General features: G+C 72.3%; 18 protein-coding genes and 1 pseudogene. 8 read left to right on the top strand and 11 right to left on the bottom strand.

Features of this window, described 5'->3' with window-relative positions; translation table 11 throughout:
• Positions 1-7 precede the first annotated feature (7 nt).
• Positions 8-169, top strand: a complete 162-nt coding sequence (locus E6W39_RS39395; protein WP_181799301.1) for a hypothetical protein — start codon at positions 8-10, stop codon at positions 167-169.
• Positions 170-282: 113 nt separating this feature from the next.
• Positions 283-1,055, top strand: a pseudogene (locus E6W39_RS17225) (SDR family NAD(P)-dependent oxidoreductase).
• Positions 1,056-1,062: 7 nt separating this feature from the next.
• Here E6W39_RS17225 and E6W39_RS17230 read toward each other — a convergent pair.
• The gene (locus E6W39_RS17230; RefSeq protein ID WP_141634273.1) at positions 1,063-1,587 is read right to left on the bottom strand and encodes a MarR family winged helix-turn-helix transcriptional regulator; all 525 of its coding nucleotides are present in this window, start codon (positions 1,585-1,587) and stop codon (positions 1,063-1,065) included.
• 78 nt (positions 1,588-1,665) lie between these two features.
• Between E6W39_RS17230 and E6W39_RS17235 the strand changes: the two genes are divergently transcribed.
• The gene (locus tag E6W39_RS17235) at positions 1,666-2,961 is read left to right on the top strand and encodes an MFS transporter (protein WP_141634274.1); all 1,296 of its coding nucleotides are present in this window, start codon (positions 1,666-1,668) and stop codon (positions 2,959-2,961) included.
• On the opposite strand, the gene E6W39_RS17240 is transcribed toward E6W39_RS17235, so the two are convergent.
• From E6W39_RS17240 to mca, 3 genes are all read right to left on the bottom strand, one after another.
• A complete protein-coding gene (locus tag E6W39_RS17240) occupies positions 2,958-3,617 on the bottom strand; it encodes a class I SAM-dependent methyltransferase (protein WP_101381988.1) in 660 nt (219 codons plus the stop codon). The two genes, E6W39_RS17235 and E6W39_RS17240, sit on opposite strands and share 4 nt — an antisense overlap.
• A 112-nt stretch (positions 3,618-3,729) precedes the next feature.
• The gene (locus tag E6W39_RS17245) at positions 3,730-3,921 is read right to left on the bottom strand and encodes a hypothetical protein (protein WP_101381987.1); all 192 of its coding nucleotides are present in this window, start codon (positions 3,919-3,921) and stop codon (positions 3,730-3,732) included.
• Positions 3,922-4,031: 110 nt separating this feature from the next.
• Positions 4,032-4,925: a mycothiol conjugate amidase Mca gene (gene mca / locus E6W39_RS17250; protein ID WP_141634275.1), complete on the bottom strand. Its 894-nt coding sequence runs from the start codon at positions 4,923-4,925 to the stop codon at positions 4,032-4,034.
• Positions 4,926-5,053: 128 nt separating this feature from the next.
• Here mca and E6W39_RS17255 point away from each other — a divergent pair, with 128 nt between their 5' ends.
• Positions 5,054-5,473, top strand: coding sequence for a DUF4307 domain-containing protein (locus E6W39_RS17255; RefSeq protein WP_141634276.1), 420 nt, complete (start codon positions 5,054-5,056; stop codon positions 5,471-5,473).
• A 224-nt stretch (positions 5,474-5,697) separates the two neighbouring features.
• Positions 5,698-6,195, top strand: coding sequence for a transcription elongation factor GreA (gene greA, locus E6W39_RS17260; protein ID WP_101381984.1), 498 nt, complete (start codon positions 5,698-5,700; stop codon positions 6,193-6,195).
• A gap of 67 nt (positions 6,196-6,262) precedes the next feature.
• Here the strand turns inward: greA and E6W39_RS17265 are convergent, their stop codons facing one another.
• The 6 genes from E6W39_RS17265 to E6W39_RS17290 form a co-directional block, all read right to left on the bottom strand.
• Complete coding sequence (locus E6W39_RS17265) at positions 6,263-7,123, bottom strand: ABC transporter permease (protein WP_141634277.1); 861 nt, start codon at positions 7,121-7,123, stop codon at positions 6,263-6,265.
• Positions 7,120-8,100: an ATP-binding cassette domain-containing protein gene (locus tag E6W39_RS17270; RefSeq protein ID WP_141634278.1), complete on the bottom strand. Its 981-nt coding sequence runs from the start codon at positions 8,098-8,100 to the stop codon at positions 7,120-7,122. Before E6W39_RS17270 ends, E6W39_RS17265 begins: the two co-directional genes overlap by 4 nt.
• A 127-nt stretch (positions 8,101-8,227) precedes the next feature.
• A complete protein-coding gene (locus E6W39_RS17275; protein ID WP_141634279.1) occupies positions 8,228-9,382 on the bottom strand; it encodes a cystathionine gamma-synthase in 1,155 nt (384 codons plus the stop codon).
• Between the two features lie 88 nt (positions 9,383-9,470).
• Entirely contained in the window at positions 9,471-9,983 is a 513-nt protein-coding gene (locus E6W39_RS17280; RefSeq protein ID WP_141634280.1) for a DUF1203 domain-containing protein, read from the bottom strand.
• 196 nt (positions 9,984-10,179) lie between these two features.
• Entirely contained in the window at positions 10,180-10,509 is a 330-nt protein-coding gene (locus E6W39_RS17285) for a hypothetical protein (protein WP_141634281.1), read from the bottom strand.
• 391 nt (positions 10,510-10,900) lie between these two features.
• Entirely contained in the window at positions 10,901-12,301 is a 1,401-nt protein-coding gene (locus tag E6W39_RS17290) for a cystathionine beta-synthase (RefSeq protein ID WP_101381978.1), read from the bottom strand.
• Positions 12,302-12,466: 165 nt separating this feature from the next.
• Here E6W39_RS17290 and E6W39_RS17295 point away from each other — a divergent pair, with 165 nt between their 5' ends.
• From E6W39_RS17295 to E6W39_RS17305, 3 genes are all read left to right on the top strand, one after another.
• Positions 12,467-13,528, top strand: a complete 1,062-nt coding sequence (locus E6W39_RS17295; protein ID WP_141634282.1) for an SGNH/GDSL hydrolase family protein — start codon at positions 12,467-12,469, stop codon at positions 13,526-13,528.
• Between the two features lie 62 nt (positions 13,529-13,590).
• Entirely contained in the window at positions 13,591-14,811 is a 1,221-nt protein-coding gene (locus E6W39_RS17300; RefSeq protein WP_141634283.1) for an acetyl-CoA C-acetyltransferase, read from the top strand.
• Between the two features lie 289 nt (positions 14,812-15,100).
• The gene (locus E6W39_RS17305; protein WP_228718194.1) at positions 15,101-16,045 is read left to right on the top strand and encodes a hypothetical protein; all 945 of its coding nucleotides are present in this window, start codon (positions 15,101-15,103) and stop codon (positions 16,043-16,045) included.
• A gap of 21 nt (positions 16,046-16,066) precedes the next feature.
• On the opposite strand, the gene E6W39_RS17310 is transcribed toward E6W39_RS17305, so the two are convergent.
• Positions 16,067-16,423 (bottom strand): hypothetical protein, encoded by a 357-nt coding sequence (locus E6W39_RS17310; RefSeq protein ID WP_141634284.1) that lies wholly within the window; start codon positions 16,421-16,423, stop codon positions 16,067-16,069.
• Position 16,424: the final 1 nt, after the last annotated feature.

Here is a 16,424-nt window from a genome sequence, read left to right on the forward strand (position 1 = left end):
CCAGCAGATGACCGACCAGACGCTCAACTCCGTCCTGGCCGCCTCCACCACCACCGGCTTCCACCCCGGTTTCACCTTCTTCGCGCTGTGGGCCGTCGTCATCGGCGCCATCATCGGCGCCCCCTTCTACATCGCCCGCCTGGTGCGCGAGCGCCGCAAACGGCGTTGAACACCACCTGAGCCCCGGGACCCCCAATCCGTTGGCCAGGCGGCTCACCTTGAGGGCAGTATCCGAGCACCAAGTGCCTGCCCAGAGGCATCCATGGAACAAAGGAGCCCCAGATGGACCAGTCCCTCGTCGACCTGTTCTCCCTGAAGGGCCGCACCGCCCTGGTCACCGGCGGCAGCTCGGGGATCGGCCGGGGATGGCCGAGGCGCTGTGCCGGGCCGGGGCGCATGTGGTGGTGGCCGCCCGGCGCGCCGAGCCGCTGGAGCAGACCGTGCGGGAGCTGCGCGCGCTGGGCGGTACGGCCGACTGGATCAGTGCCGACCTCGGCAGCCGGGCCGGCGCGCATGCGCTGGCGGACGAGCTGGTTGGGAAAGTCGACCGGGTCGACGTCCTGGTCAATGCGGCGGGCATCAATCTGCGGCCGCCGCTGCCGGAGCTGACCGAGCGGGAGTGGGACACCACCATGGCGGTCAACCTCGACGCGCCGTATGTGCTCGGCCAGCGCCTCGGCCCGGCGATGGCCGAGGCCGGCTGGGGACGGATCATCAATCTCGCCTCCCAGCAGACCATCCGGGCCTTCGGCAACAGCGGGGCCTACGGGGTGTCCAAGGCGGCACTGGCCGGACTCACCCGGTCGCAGGCCGAGGCCTGGTCGGCGCACGGGGTCTGCGTCAACGCGCTGGCGCCGGGCTTCGTCGCCACCCCGCTGACCGAGGCGGTCTTCCGCGACCCGGTGCGCGTCGCGGCGCTGGCCGGCCGCACCATGGCCGGCCGCAACGGCGAGCCCGCCGACTTCGCGGGGGTCGCGGTCTTCCTCGCCAGCGACGCGTCCGCCTATGTGACCGGCCAGACCATCTTCGTGGACGGGGGCTTCTCGACGACCTGATCCGACCTCACTTCAGCGGGCGGTCGGGCTCCTCCGCCACCAGCATGACCCGGCGCAGCAGGTCGGAGAGCTGCCGGCGCTCCTGCGGGGTCAGCGCCCCCAGCAGCCGGTGCTCCTCCCGCCCGACCCCGCCGATCGCCTCCCGCCAGGCCTGCCAGCCGGCCTCGGTGAGCTCGACGTCGACCCGGCGGCGGTCCGCGGTGGACTGGGTGCGGACGATCAGCCCCCGCCGTTCCAGGGTCTCCAGCCGCCCGGTGACGGAGGCGGGGGCGATCGCCAGGTCGTCCGCGAGCTCGCTGGGGCGGGCCGCGCCGCGGCGGCCGGCCAGCGCGTGCAGCGTGTCGTACTCGTGCTTCTGCAGGTCGAAGCCGACCAGCCAGTGCTCCCGGAACCGGCGCAGGTGCTTGGCGAGGTACTGCATCCGGGTGACGGCGCCTTCGATGTCCCGGTCCAGGTCGGGCAGCACCGGGAGCCAGCGGTCCACATGGGCGTCGACCCGGTCACGGGCCGGTTCGGGACGGTCTTGCTGCATGGCCAGTCAGTCTAAGTGCTGCCCACTCTCCTGATTTTTCGTTGACGAAAGTTTCGGCACCGAAATACTCTCCTCCGCGTGACCCCGCTACGCATCCGCTCGTTCCGGCTGATCTTCATCGGCCGCACCCTGTCCACCGTCGGCGACGCGGTGGTACCCGCCGCCCTGGCCATCGCGGTGACCCGGGCCACCGGCTCGGCCGGCGCCCTCGCCACCGTGCTGGCCTGCGCGATGATCCCCAAGGTGGCGCTGCTGCCGATCGGCGGAGTGATCGCCGACCGCTTCGACGCCCGCCGGGTCGCCCGGCTGACCGATCTGGTGCAGTGCCTCTGCCAGATTCTGATCGGCTTCGAACTGCTGCACGGCAGGCCGCAGTTGGCCGCCATCGCGGCCGCCTCGGCGATCGATGGCGCGGCCGCCGCGTTCGCCATGCCGACCCGCTCGCCGCTGGTGGCCGGCACCGTCGACGGACCGGCGCGGCAGCGGGCCAATGCCCTGCTGGCTTCGGCCGTCAGCCTGGCCCGGCTGGTCGGACCGGCGCTGGCCGGCGCCCTGATCTACACCCTGGGCGCCGGCTCGGCCTTCCTGCTGGACGCCGCCTCGTTCCTGGTCAGCGCCGCGATGCTGACCATGGTCAAGGTCCGCCGCACCCCGATCCCGCCCCGCTCACTGCTGGCCGACCTGGCGGAGGGCTGGTCCGAGGTGCGGTCACGCAGCTGGTACTGGAGCAGCCTGGTGGCGCACTCGATCTGGAACGGCGCGGCCGCCGTGCTCGCCACCATCGGGCCGCTGATCGCCACCCGCCGCCTGGGCGGTGACGGATCCTGGGTCGCCATCCTGGAGGCCGGCGCGCTCGGGCTGACCGCCGGTTCACTGCTGGCCGGCCGGGCCCGGCCGCGCCGCCCGGTGCTGGTCGGCAACCTGGCCCTGGCAGCCTACGCCGCCCCGCTGCTGCTGCTCGCGGCGGCCGCGCCGGTGCCGGTGGTGGTGGCCGGGTACGCGCTGGCCATGGCGGGCCTGGGATTCCTCAACCCGGTCTGGGAGACCGTGGTGCAGCAGCGGATCCCGGAGCAGGTGCTGGCCCGGGTGGTCTCCTACGACTGGCTGCTCTCACTGGCCGCGATGCCGGTCGGCTACGCGCTCACCCCGGTGGCCGCCGGTGCCTGGGGGCCGGCCGCACCGCTGGTGATCGCGGCCGTGCTGGTGGCGGGCGCCTGCCTGGCCACGGCAGTGGTGCCCGGGGTGCGGCGGGTGGGCTTCGAGCCGGCCGCGCCCGCGCGCGGCACGCCGGGCGAGCAGGTGGAACCGGTCGCGCCCGCGCGCGTCGGGCAGGGCGAGCAGGTGGAGGGCGAACAGGTGGAACCGGTCGGCTAGTCGCGGCGGGCCAGCAGGTAGGCCCGCCGGGTCTCGGCCTCCGCCGGATAGGGATCGCGCTCCACCCGCGCCTCCACCGTGAAGCCGGCCCGGTGCAGTTCGTCGGTGACGGGGGCCGCCTCGAAGAAGGTGAAGTCCACGTCCACCCGGTGCCCCCACCAGTCGGTCAGCCGCCGGGTCTCGTTGCCCAGGTGGAAGGCCAGCAGCGCGCGGCCGCCGGGGCGCAGCACCCGGTGCAACTCGGCGAAGGCGGTGGGCAGTTCGGCGGCGGTCAGGTGGATCACCGAGTAGAACATCACCGCCGCGCCGAACTCGCCGTCGGCGGCGGGCAGTCGACACAGGTCGCCGACCCGGAACTCGGCCTGCGGGTGGGTGCCGCGGGCCAGGGCGACCATCCCCGGGGAGAGGTCCACCCCGACGGCCTCGGCGCCGCGATCGGCCAGCCAGCCGGTGACGTGACCGGGCCCGCAGCCCAGGTCGGCGAGCGGCGCGCCGGGCTCGGCCTGCTCCAGCAGGGCCGCCAGCAGCGCCCGGTCCAGCGGCTTGTCGGCCAGTTCGCCGCCGATCCGCCGCTGGTACTCCTCGGCGACGGTGTCGTAGCTGCGCCGCACTCGCCCGCGCAGGCCCGCGTCCGCCGGATGGCCGTGATCTGACATGGCGTCAGCATGGCACGGGCCACCGTCGAACGACAGTGTCCTTCCGAAGCGGGCCGGGGCAGCGCGAAGTCCGGCCGCGGGCGCCGGTGCGCCGCGGCCGGATGGGCCCGGGCTACTCCTTGGCGGAGTCGCCCTCCTCCACGAAGTCGATCTTCTTGAACCGCGAGTTCATCGACTTCAGCAGAAACCAGGTGGCCACACCCAGCACGGCGAAGACGACGAAGCCCAGCAGCCCCGGGGTCACCTTGTTGTCGTCCACGGCCAGGGTCACGACGGCGTGGCTGAGGTTCACTGCGTTGCTCATTCCCCCATGGTGACCCGACCGTCCTGCGGCCGGGTCACCGGGGTGGGGCGTGTCGGCCCTCCCTGGGCGTACGACTCACTGACCGGCTGCTCGAGCCGGCCCTTGACCTGCTACTTGACCTCGCCGGCCAGGCTGGCCACGCGCAGGCCGGCGAACAGGTCGTTCTCCGGCAGGTCGGTGTCGACCAGCGAGCGGGCCAGCTCGTAGTCCTCGGTCGGCCAGACCTCGCGCTGCACGTCCAGCGGGACCCGGAACCACGGACCGTCCGGGTCGATCTGGGTGGCGTGCGCGATCAGCGCGGCGTCCCGGGTCTCGAACCAGTCGGAGCACTGCACCCGGGTGGTGATCTCGCGCTCCTTGCGGCCGCTCTTCTCCCAGCCCTCGATCCACTCGCCGTAGGGCGAGTCGAGGTCGTGCTCGGTGAGGTAGGCGTGCAGCGCCCGGATCCGGCCCATCGGGAAGCCGTGGTTGTAGTAGAGCTTCAGCGGCTGCCAGGGCTCGCCGGACTCCGGGTAGGCGTCCGGGTCACCCGCCGCGTCGAAGGCCCGCATGGTGATCTTGTGGGTCATGATGTGGTCCGGGTGCGGGTAGCCGCCGTTCTCGTCATAGGTGGTGATCACCTGCGGCTTGAACTCGCGGATCAGGCGCACCAGCGGCTCGGCCGCCGCATCCACGTCCTGCAGGCCGAAGCAGCCCTCCGGCAGCGGCGGCAGCGGGTCGCCCTCGGGCAGCCCGGAGTCCACGAAGCCCAGCCAGGCCTGCTTCACACCGAGGATCTCGCGAGCCCGGTCCATCTCCTTGCGCCGGACCTCGTGGATGTTGTCCTCGATCTCCGGCTTGCCCTGGAGCTTCGGGTTGAGCACAGAGCCGCGCTCCCCACCGGTGCAGGTGGCCACCAGCACCTCAACGCCTTGGGCGACGTACATGGCCATGGTGGCCGCACCCTTACTGGACTCGTCGTCCGGGTGCGCGTGCACCGCCATGAGCCGCAACTGCTCAGTCAACGCCTGGTTCCTTCCGGGAATGTCCGGCATCGGCAACTTTGGGGGGACGCGGCTACCTGGTCCACAACCCCGTCCCCCTATAGTGACGGACTGGAAGACTCCCGCATTCCCCCGAGGATCGATCAACCATGACCGCGACCAGCGCATCCCAGCCGGGCGGGCTGCCCGAGGGCCGCTACGGCGGTCGGAGCGACCAGGAGGCGGACCGCCGCCTGAAGGTGATCGGCGCGGTCCTCGGCGTCCTGGTGCTGGCCCTGATCGCCTGGCTGGGCGGTTCCTACCTGATGCGCGAGAGCAAGCTGAGCGGCGCCGTGGCGGAGTTCCAGGTGGTCTCCGACAGCGAGGTGCAGGCCCAGCTCTCGGTCACCAAGAGCTCGGGCACCGGCGGCACCTGCACCATCCGCTCGGAGGCCGCAGACCACTCGGTGGTCGGCCAGCTCGACGTCCCGGTCCCGACGTCCGGCAGCAGCTTCATCCAGGTGGTCACCATCCGCACCACCGCCCGCGGCACCACCGCCGAGCTGCTGGGATGCACTCCGTCGAAGTAGCGCGCTGGTGGCATGACCACCCGGTTCAGCGGGCAGATGATGCTGAACGGAGCGCTAACGCGCCGACAACACCACTCCCGTCCAGAGCCGGAGATTGTTAGGCTCGTGGTTTCGCCCCTTCCGGGCCCGAGGCCTCGGAAGCGGGCGTTCCTTTGTAGGAATCGTCGCAGTAACCCAGAAGCAGTACCCCAAGCAGCATCGCCCAGTACCGACGAGGAGCACCCGTGACCCAGACCAGCGATAACGTGACCTGGCTCACTCAAGCCGGCTACGACAAGCTCAAGGACGAGCTGGATCACCTCACCGGTCCCGCCCGCTCCGAGATCTCCCAGAAGATCGAGCAGGCCCGCGAAGAGGGTGACCTCAAGGAGAACGCCGGCTACCACGCCGCCCGCGAGGAGCAGGGCAAGATGGAGCTGCGGATCCGCCAGCTCACCCAGCTCCTGGAGCGCGCCAAGGTCGGCGAGGCGCCCGCCGACTCCGGCGTGGTGGCCCCCGGCATGCTGGTGACCGTCGCCTTCGACGGCGACATGGACGACACCATGTCCTTCCTGCTCGGCTCCCGCGAGGAGGCCGCCGACACCGTGGACGTCTACTCCCCGCAGTCGCCGCTCGGCCAGGCCATCAACGGCAAGAAGATCGACGAGAACGCCACCTACGAGCTGCCCAACGGCAAGAAGGCGACCGTGAAGATCGTCTCCGCCAAGCCGTACACCGGCTGAGGCCGGACCAGCTGACGAGGGGCCCCGCGGCAACCGTGCCGCGGGGCCCCTCGCGTTCCCGCCCGCGCTACGCCCGACCGGCCGCCGAGCGGTACTTGCGCACCGAGAGCCACGAGAAGAGCGCCATCACCGCCAGCGACGACACGATCGACACCCCGATCGCGTGCTGCATCGGCCAGGACTTGTCCACCGGCCCGACCTGGTTGCCGAACAGGTTGCGGCAGGCTTGCACGGTGGCGCTGAACGGGTTCCAGTAGGCGATCGGCTGCAGCCAGCTCGGCATGCTGCTGACCGGCACGAACGCGTTGGAGATGAAGGTCAGCGGGAAGAGCCAGATCAGCCCCGCCGAGGTGGCCGCCTCCGGACTGCGCACCGAGAGCCCGATCAGCGCCCCGATCCAGGAGAACGCGTAGCCCAGCAGCAGGAGCAGCGCGAAGCCGCCCAGCGCCTGCGGGACGCCGTGGTGGATCCGCCAGCCGACCGCCAGCGCCACCAGGGCCAGCACCAGCAGGGTGAACGCGGTCTGGCACAGGTCGGCCAGGGTGCGCCCGACCAGCACCGCCGACCTGGTCATCGGCAGTGAGCGGAACCGGTCCACCAGGCCCTTGGTCATGTCCTCCGCGATGCCGGCCGAGGCACCGGCCACCGCGAAGGTGACGGTCTGCGCGAAGATCCCGGCCATCAGGTACTGGGTGTAGGTCTTGGAGCTGGCCCCGGCGTTCGGGATCTGGATGGCGCCGCCCATCACGTACGAGAAGAGCAGCACGAACATCACCGGCTGGAGCAGCCCGAACACCACGATCTCGGGGATCCGCACCATCCGGCGCAGATTGCGCTTGGCCACCACCCGGGAGTCGTGGGCCATCGCGGCCAGCCCCCGCCGCTGGCGCGGGACGGCGGCGCCGATGGCGTGCCCGGTCGCGGTCATCTCACGGCCTCCTGCGGCTGCTCGCCGGTGCCGGCGGTCTCGGTGGCGTGCCCGGTCAGGGACAGGAAGACGTCGTCCAGGGTGGGGCGGCGCAGGCCGATGTCGTCGATCTCCACGTCCCGGGCGTCCAGGTCGCGGATCACATCGGCGAGCACCTTGGCGCCGCCGGTGATCGGGATGGTGATCCTGCGGGTGTTCCGCTCCACGCTGGCCTCGCCCACCGCGTAGCGCGCCAGCGCCTCGACGGCGGCGCCGATCCGCTCCCGCTCGTGCACCACCACCTCGACCCGCTCGCCGCCGATCTGCGCCTTCAGCTGGTCGGCGGTGCCGCGCGCGATCACCCGGCCGCGGTCCACCACCGCGATGTCGTGGGCCAGCCGGTCGGCCTCCTCCAGGTACTGGGTGGTGAGCAGCAGGGTGGTGCCCTCGGCGACCAGGGTCTCGATGACCTCCCAGAGCGCCATCCGGTTGCGCGGGTCCAGGCCGGTGGTGGGCTCGTCCAGGAACATCACCGGCGGGCGGACCACCAGCGCGGCGGCCAGGTCGAGGCGGCGCCGCATGCCTCCGGAGTAGGTCTTGGCGGTGCGGTCGCCGGCGTCCGCGAGGCTGAACCACTCCAGCAGTTCGTCGGCCCTGGCCCGGGCGTCCCCGGCGGTCATCTGGTAGAGCTCACCGACCATCCGCAGGTTCTCGCGGCCCGTCAGGTACTCGTCCACGGCGGCGTACTGGCCGGACAGCCCGATCCGGCTGCGGACCAGGCCGGGGTGCTTGAGCACGTCCACCCCGGCCACCGTGGCCCGGCCCGAGTCGGGCCGCAGCAGTGTGGTGAGCACGCGGACGGCGGTGGTCTTGCCGGCCCCGTTCGGGCCCAGCAGGCCCAGCACCGTCCCCTCCGGGACGTCCAGGCTCACCCCGTCCAGCGCGCGCACGTCACCGAAGGTCTTCACCAGATCCTCGGCGTGGATGGCCGACACCATGGGCCCCGCCTCATCTCTCGCCAGTGGTCGCCTTCCGACCGAACCTAGCGCGGCGCGGCGGCCCCCGCAGTGCGCAACTCGCCGACCACCGGGCGCCCCGGGCGGACCGGGGCGCCCTGGCGGACCGTCAGTCCAGCGCCTGCGCCAGGTCGGCGACCAGGTCGTCGGCGGACTCGATGCCCACCGAGACGCGCACCAGGTCGGCCGGCACCTCCAGGAGCGAGCCGGCCACCGAGGCGTGGGTCATCCGGCCCGGGTGCTCGATCAGCGACTCCACGCCGCCCAGCGACTCGCCCAGGGTGAACAGCTTGGCCCGGTTGCAGACCTCGACCGCGGCCTGCTCGCCGCCCTCGACGCAGAACGAGACCATGCCGCCGAAGGCCTTCATCTGCTTGGCGGCCACCTCGTGGTTGGCGTGCTCGACCAGGCCCGGGTAGTAGATCTTCGTGACCTTGGGGTGGCGGCGCAGCAGCGCCACGATCTGCTCGGCGTTGGCGCTGTGGCGGTCCATCCGGACCCCCAGCGTCTTGATGCCGCGCAGCACCAGCCAGGAGTCGAACGGGCCGGCGACCGCGCCCATCGCGTTCTGGTGGTAGGCGAGTTCCTCGCCCAGCCCGGCGTCCGCCGCGACCAGGGCACCGCCGACCACGTCCGAGTGGCCGCCCATGTACTTGGTGGTCGAGTGCACCACCACGTCGGCGCCAAGCGCCAGCGGCTGCTGCAGGTAGGGGCTCGCGAAGGTGTTGTCCACCACCAGCAGCGCGCCGGCGGCGTGCGCCACCTGCGCCACCGCGGCGATGTCGGTGATGCCCAGCAGCGGGTTGGACGGGGTCTCCACCCAGACCGCCTTGGTGTTCGGCTTGATCGCCGCGCGCACCTGCTCCGGGTGCTGGGTGTCGGCCACGTCGAAGCTGATGCCCCAGCGGGTGAGCACCTTGTTGAACAGCCGGAAGGTGCCGCCGTAGGCGTCGTTGGGGATCACGATGTGGTCGCCCGGCTTGAGGATGGTGCGCAGCAGGGTGTCCTCCGCGGCCAGACCGGAGGCGAAGGCCAGCCCGCGCTGCCCGCCCTCCAGCGCGGCCAGGCACTCCTCCAGCGCGGTGCGGGTCGGGTTCGCCGACCGGCTGTACTCGTAGCCGCCGCGCAGGCCGCCGACACCGTCCTGCTTGTAGGTGGACACCTGGTAGATCGGAGGGACGACCGCGCCGGTAACGGGGTCGGCTTCCTGACCCGCGTGGATGGCGATGGTCTCGAAGCCCTGAGGATGCTGGTGATCGGTCATAGGCCGAGCGTAGTGGAATCCCCCGCTCCCGCCCGATCGAACGGGCCGAGACGGGCCTGCGGCCGAGGTGGGAGCGGACAGTGAGGGTTCAGGCCCGGCGGACCTCGTGCTGGAAGCAGCCGTGGCCGAGGGCGCGGACGTGGACCACGGCGACCTCGGGGTCGCTGAACATCGCGGCGAGGACTTCGTCGGCCAGTTCGGGGCCGGGCTCGACGTGGACGCCGCGCAGGATGTGGCCGTTGCGGTCGTAGGCGCGCAGGACCCGGTCGCCGCGGTGCATGGCGGCCGGGTAGCCGCTGCTCGTGGGACCGGGGCAGTCCGCGGGGCAGGCGTGCACGAAGACCGGGCCGACCTCGTCGTAGGGGCCGGGGTGGGCGCCGGTCTCGTCGGCCCAGCGGCGCAGCGGGGCGTAGGAGAGCAGCAGCAGGTGGGCCCCCGGTTCGGCGCGGCGCAGGCAGCAGCGCAGCGGGCTGCCGCCCTCGGTGTCGTGCACCCGCACCGGCACGTTGCCGGCGTCGTCGAGGCGCCGCAGTTCGGCCAGCACGACCGGGGCGATGGGGAGCACGGTGTAGGCGGTGATGGTGGTCGTCACTGTGGTCATGCTGCCAGCCTGCCGGGCGGCCGGCCGTGAGGCTGGCGGGTTTCGGCCGTCACGCTGAGCTGGGACTGGCGGTCCGTCAGATCGCGCTGCCGGCCTTCCAGTCGGCCCGGGAGAGGTGCCGGTCACCCGGGATGGAGAACAGCCGCCCGCACGGCGAACCGTGCGGGCGGCAGGGGGAAGCCTTCGTGCCCGGCTGCTACTCGGTCTCGAACTCGTAGGCGTCGTCCTCGGGGTCGAACGCGGTCTGCGCGGACTCCCAGGTGGCCTGGGTGAGTTCGACGCCCGGCACCTCGCCGAGCAGCGCCACCGGGTCGATGAAGTGCGCGAGCGAGCCGGTCGGGTCGAGCTCGATCGCCTCCACGGACTGGGCGCGCTCGTCGTCGTCCAGGTACTCGTCGGCCTGGACCTGGGCCAGGGCGGCGGCCTTCAGGGCGTCCTCGTCGGTGATCTCGGCGATCAGCTCGATGCTGAGCCGGACGTAGCGGGGGGCGCCGGGTTCCTGGGCGCTGGTGTCGGTGCTGGTCATGGGGCCGAGCCTAGGCGAGAGGGGCGCCGTACGACGAAACGGCGAGGGCCGGCCCCGTCGCAACGGGGCCGGCCCTGCCGGTGCTCCGATCCACTCCCCCACCCGGGAGCCGCGGAGCCGCGCCTGAGCGGCGCGAGGTGCCGCGGAGGCCGCCGCACCCTGGTGGTCGACCGAGGACCGGACCAGGGACGGGACGACGGCGAACCTCCACGCGAGGCCCCTCCGATCCCAACCGGAGGGCGACACAGAGCCGGGCCAGGACCGGTCAGTGCGTCCTGGCGGTCGCCCCGCCCGGAGAGCCGCTCCCGGCGGCCACCGCCAGCCACACCCCTACTGTGCCCGACCGTTGTTAACCCTGTGCTGCGGTCGCGTGACAGGCGGGTACCGCGTGTCAGTGACCGGCGCGACCGGCCATGAAGGCCAGCAGGTCCTGCCGGGTCACGATGCCCTGCGGCTTGCCGTCGATCAGCACCACCGCGGCGTCGTTCTGCTCCAGCACGCTCATCAGACCGGTCACCGACTCGCCCGAGCCGACCACCGGCAGCGGCCGCGACATGTGCTTCTCCAGCGGGTCGCCCAGCTGCGCGCCGCCGCTGAACAGCGCCTCCAGCAGGTCGCGCTCGGCCACCGAGCCGATCACCTCGCCGGCCATGATGTCCGGGTGCCCGGCGCCCGGCGAGACCACCGGCATCTGGGAGACGCCGAAGTCGCGCAGCACCTGGACCGCCTCGCCGACCGTCTCGCTCGGGTGCATGTGGACGAACTGCGGGATGCCCTCGTGCTCGATGGCGTCCTTGCGGGCCAGCACCTCGCCGATGGTGGCCTCGTCCTCGGCGGTGGGCAGGAAGCCGTAGTCGGCCATCCAGTCGTCGTTGAAGATCTTCGACAGGTAGCCGCGGCCGCCGTCCGGCAGCAGCACCACGACCACGTCGTCCGGGCCGAGCCGCTTGGCGACCTCCAGCGCGGCCACCACGGCCATCCCGCAGGAGCCGCCGACCAGCAGGCCCTCCTCCTTGGCGAGGCGGCGGGTCATCTGGAACGAGTCCTTGTCCGACACGGCCACGATCTCGTCGGCCACCGTGCGGTCGTAGGCGGTCGGCCAGAAGTCCTCACCGACGCCCTCGACCAGGTACGGGCGGCCGGTGCCGCCGGAGTAGACCGAGCCCTCCGGGTCGGCGCCGACGACCTGCACCTTGCCGCCGGAGGCGTCCTTCAGGTAGCGGCCGGTGCCGGAGATGGTGCCGCCGGTGCCGACGCCGGCGACGAAGTGCGTGATCTTGCCCTCGGTCTGCTCCCACAGCTCCGGGCCGGTGGAGTGGTAGTGCGAGGCCGGGTTGTCCGGGTTGGAGTACTGGTCCGGCTTCCAGGCGTTGGGGGTCTCCCGGACCAGGCGGTCGGAGACGTTGTAGTAGGAGTCCGGGTGCTCGGGGGCCACCGCGGTCGGGCAGACCACGACCTCGGCGCCGTACGCCCGCAGCGTGTTGATCTTGTCAGTGGAGACCTTGTCCGGGCAGACGAAGATGCACTTGTAGCCCTTCTGCTGGGCCACGATCGCCAGGCCGACACCGGTGTTGCCACTGGTCGGCTCCACGATGGTGCCGCCGGGCCTCAGGGCACCGGACGCCTCGGCCGCCTCGATCATCCGCAGCGCGATGCGGTCCTTGACCGAGCCACCCGGGTTGAAGTACTCGACCTTCGCGAGCACGGTGGCGGAGATGCCCTCGGCCACCTTGTTGAGCTTCACCAACGGGGTGTCGCCGACCAGCTCGATGATCGAATTGTGGTACTGCACGGGGGTCCTCCCGGTCTCATGCCCTGACGTTTTCCTTCGGTATCACAAGCCTATGGCTCCGGATGGCTCAGCCGATCCGATAGCGCCAAGCCGTCCGGGGGTATGCACGCTGCAAGGAAACCGTCCGGCGCCCCGCCGGACCGGTCGATGCGAAGGGGGTCGCGGATGCCAGGGTCGCACCACTCACGGGCCAGGGTGGCGCGCCGGATCGCCACCGCGGCGGCGTACGGCGGTGGCGGCCTGGGGCTGCTCGGGATGGGCCTGGCCGGGGTGCTGATCACCGAGGGCCGGCTGGCGATAAGGGCCGTCGGGGTGCTGGAGGGCGATCCGCCGAAGGCCGACGGGCTCTACGGGGACGGCTTCGTCGACCCGGCCGACGCCGGGCGCAAGCCGCTGGTGCTGGCGTTCCTGGGCGACTCCACCGCGGTCGGCCTGGGGGTGCGGCGCAGCCGGGAGACCCCGGGCTCGCTGCTCGCGGCCGGGCTCGCCTCGGTCGCCGAGCACCGGGTCGAGCTGGTCAACGTGGCGGTCTCCGGCGCCCGTTCCGACGACCTGGCGCGCCAGGTGCGGCACGCGCTCACGGCCCGCCCGGACGTCGCCGTGATCATGATCGGTGCCAATGACGTGCGACGGCGCACCCCGCCGACCCAGGCGGTGCGGCTGCTCGGCGAGGCGGTGCGCGACCTGCGCACCTTCGGCTGCGAGGTGGTGGTGGGCACCTGCCCGGATCTGGGCACCATCAAGCCGGTGCGGCCGCCGCTGCGCTGGCTGGCCCGGCGGGTCAGCCGGCAGCTGGCCGCCGCGCAGACCATAGCGGTGGTGGAGGCCGGCGGGCGGACGGTGTCGCTGGGCTCGCTGCTCGGGCCGGAGTTCGCGGCCCGCCCCGAGCTGTTCGCCTCGGACCGGTTCCACCCCTCCGCCCAGGGCTATGCCACGGCCGCGATGGCGGTGCTGCCGTCGGTCTGCGCGGCGCTCGACCTGTGGCCGCAGGAGATGGCGCCGCCCGAGCCGGGCAACCGGGAGGCGGTGCTGCCGATGGCGGTGGCGGCGGCGACCGCGGCCGGGCGGTCCGGCACCGAGGTGGCCTCGGCCATCGAGGGTGCGGGCGGGCGGCGCTGGGCATTGGTCAAGCAGCGGCTGCGGTTCGCACTGCCTGCCGGTATCGGCCCGGATACGTCGGCCAGCTCACACCCGGAGCCGGATGACGCACGGACTACTTGGGAGTAACTTTCCTCTCCGTAGCATCCGGACACGTCCGTCAGCCGCCGGACACGCCATGAGGAGCCGTCATGCCCGAAGCCGTCATCGTCAGCGCAGCCCGGTCGCCGATCGGCCGTGCCTTCAAGGGCTCGCTCAAGGACATGCGCCCGGACGACCTGACCGCCGCCATGATCCAGGCCGCCCTCGCCAAGGTGCCGCAGCTGGACCCGCGCGAGATCGACGACCTGATGCTGGGCTGCGGCCTGCCGGGCGGCGAGCAGGGCCACAACCTGGCCCGGATCGTCGCGGTGCAGATGGGCATGGACTACCTGCCCGGCACCACCATCACCCGCTACTGCTCCTCCTCGCTGCAGACCACCCGGATGGCGCTGCACGCGATCAAGGCGGGCGAGGGCGACGTCTTCATCTCGGCCGGCGTGGAGACCGTCTCGCGCAGCATCAAGGGCACCTCGGACGGGATGCCGGACACCCAGAACCCGCTCTTCGCCGAGGCGGTGGCCCGCACCGCCAAGCGCGCCGAGGAGGGCGGCGGCAAGTGGCACGACCCGCGCGAGGACGGGCTGCTGCCGGACGCCTACATCGCGATGGGCCAGACCGCCGAGAACCTGGCCGCGCTCAAGGGCATCACCCGGGCCGACCAGGACGAGTTCGGCGTCCGCTCGCAGAACCTCGCCGAGGCCGCGGTCAAGGCCGGCTTCTGGGAGCGCGAGATCGTCCCGGTGACGCTGCCGGACGGCACCGTGGTCAGCAAGGACGACGGCCCGCGCGCCGGCGTCAGCCTGGAGGGCGTGCAGGGCCTCAAGCCGGTCTTCCGCCCGGACGGCACGGTCACCGCCGGCAACTGCTGCCCGCTGAACGACGGGGCGGCCGCGCTGGTCATCATGTCCGACACCAAGGCCCGCGAGCTGGGCATCACGCCGCTGGCCCGGGTGGTCTCCACCGGCGTCTCGGCGCTCTCCCCGGAGATCATGGGCTACGGCCCGGTGGAGGCCTCCCGGCAGGCGCTGAAGCGGGCCGGGCTGACCATCGGCGACATCGACCTGGTGGAGATCAACGAAGCGTTCGCCGCGCAGGTCATCCCGTCCTACCGGGACCTGGGCATCGACATCGACAAGCTGAACGTCAACGGCGGCGCGATCGCGGTCGGCCACCCGTTCGGCATGACCGGCGCCCGGATCACCACCACCCTGATCAACTCCCTGCAGTGGCACGACAAGCAGTTCGGCCTGGAGACCATGTGCGTGGGCGGCGGCCAGGGCATGGCGATGGTGATCGAGCGTCTCAGCTAGTTCACACAGGGTGAGTTGGGACCAGCCCGACACCCCAATGGCATAACGCATCGTGATTGAGGGCCGGATCACATCGGGACACCCGATCCGGCCCTCAACTCGTCTCCGGGGGCCACGAATTCAACAGTACGAAGTCGGCCGACCGCACAGCGTACACCGTGATACGTGAGACTTTCGGGACAATGACCAACGTCACGGACATTTCGGACATCTTCCCCTGCAGCACCAGCCGTCCATGGGGCAGGGTGGAGACGTTCCCAAGTTCCACTCCGCCCAAGGAGTACGTTCCGTGAGCGCCGTGTACATCTCGCTGCTGCTGATCCTGATCGCCGTGTCGTCAGCCGTCCTCGTTCGGGTACGCCGCCTCTCCCGCCAACTGGCCGCGCAGGCCGGGGCGGAGCGGGACGGCGCACTGGACGTGGCGTCGATACGCCGGGCCGTCGCCGAGGCGCTGGCCGCCGACCGGGAGCGGGAGATCAGCGAGGCCCGGGCGTTCTGGGCCGAGCAGGAGGCCCGCGCGGCCGAGGACGACCCGCTGCTGGACGCCCCGTTCCCGACCGGCGAGTTGGACGGCCCGCTGAACGGACTGGCGGGCCTCGGCGCGGAGAACTGGCCGGTCTTCTTCCCCCGCCCGACCGGCCCGCAGGAGGCGGCGGACAGCGCCGACACCATCGACCCGGCGTTCGGCGAGGCGCTGCGCTCCGCGCTGGAGGGCATGATCAGCGACAGCGGGGCGCTGCCCGGCCCGGTCAACCACCCGAGCATGCCCGGCGCCCCCACCCAGAACGACCACGACCAGCGCGCCCGCCGGGAGGCCGACCTGCTGGCCACCGGCCTGGAAGCCGGGCTGCTCGACCCCGAGCCGGCCCAGGCCGAGCCGGCCCCCGACCCGCGCCGCCACCCCTCGCACCCGGACTTCGTGCCCAGCCCCACCCCGTCCCGCGAGTGGACCGACACCCGGCTGACCGCGCTGGCCGAGGAGCGGGTGGCCCTGACCGACGTGCGCCCCGGCCCGCTGGGCACCCTGGACGTCTACGCCTTCGCCGACGGCACCACGCTCTGCGTGGCGCCCGGCGACCGCGAGGCGGCCTACCGGCTGATCGACGCGGTGCGGGGCGGCGAGGACGTCCGGCTGCTCGGCGGCTCCCGGTTCTCCGGCTCCTACTCGCTGACCTTCTCCACCGACGAGGAGGCCGTCTACGTGCTGGCCGACCGGGTGGTGGCCAGCATCTGAGGGACCGTCACCGGCAGCGGCTCAGCCGCAGAGCCTCGCCACCGCGTCGACCGCCGCGACCGCCTCCGCCAGGAGCGCGGCCGCGGCTTCGTCGTTCCCGGGGGTGTCGTCCGCGAGGGCGGCCACCAGGTCGTGCCCGGTCACCGCGATCTGGTCGCCGACGGCGAAGGCGCCGGCGTCCGGCAGCTCGCGCACCGCCGCCTGCGGGCCCTCGGCCAGCCGCTGGGTGCGGGCCGCCAACTCCCCGGCCAGTGCCAGCCCCGCCGCGGCCCGCGACGGGTGGCCGGGCACCGCGCCGAGCAGCCGGCTCTGCGGCATGGCTCGAAACCGGTCGGCGAGGTGGTCGACGGCGTCGAGCAGTTCGGTGGCATCGGGCATG

The organism is Kitasatospora acidiphila (assembly GCF_006636205.1).
Classification (GTDB): Bacteria; Actinomycetota; Actinomycetes; order Streptomycetales; family Streptomycetaceae; genus Kitasatospora; species Kitasatospora acidiphila.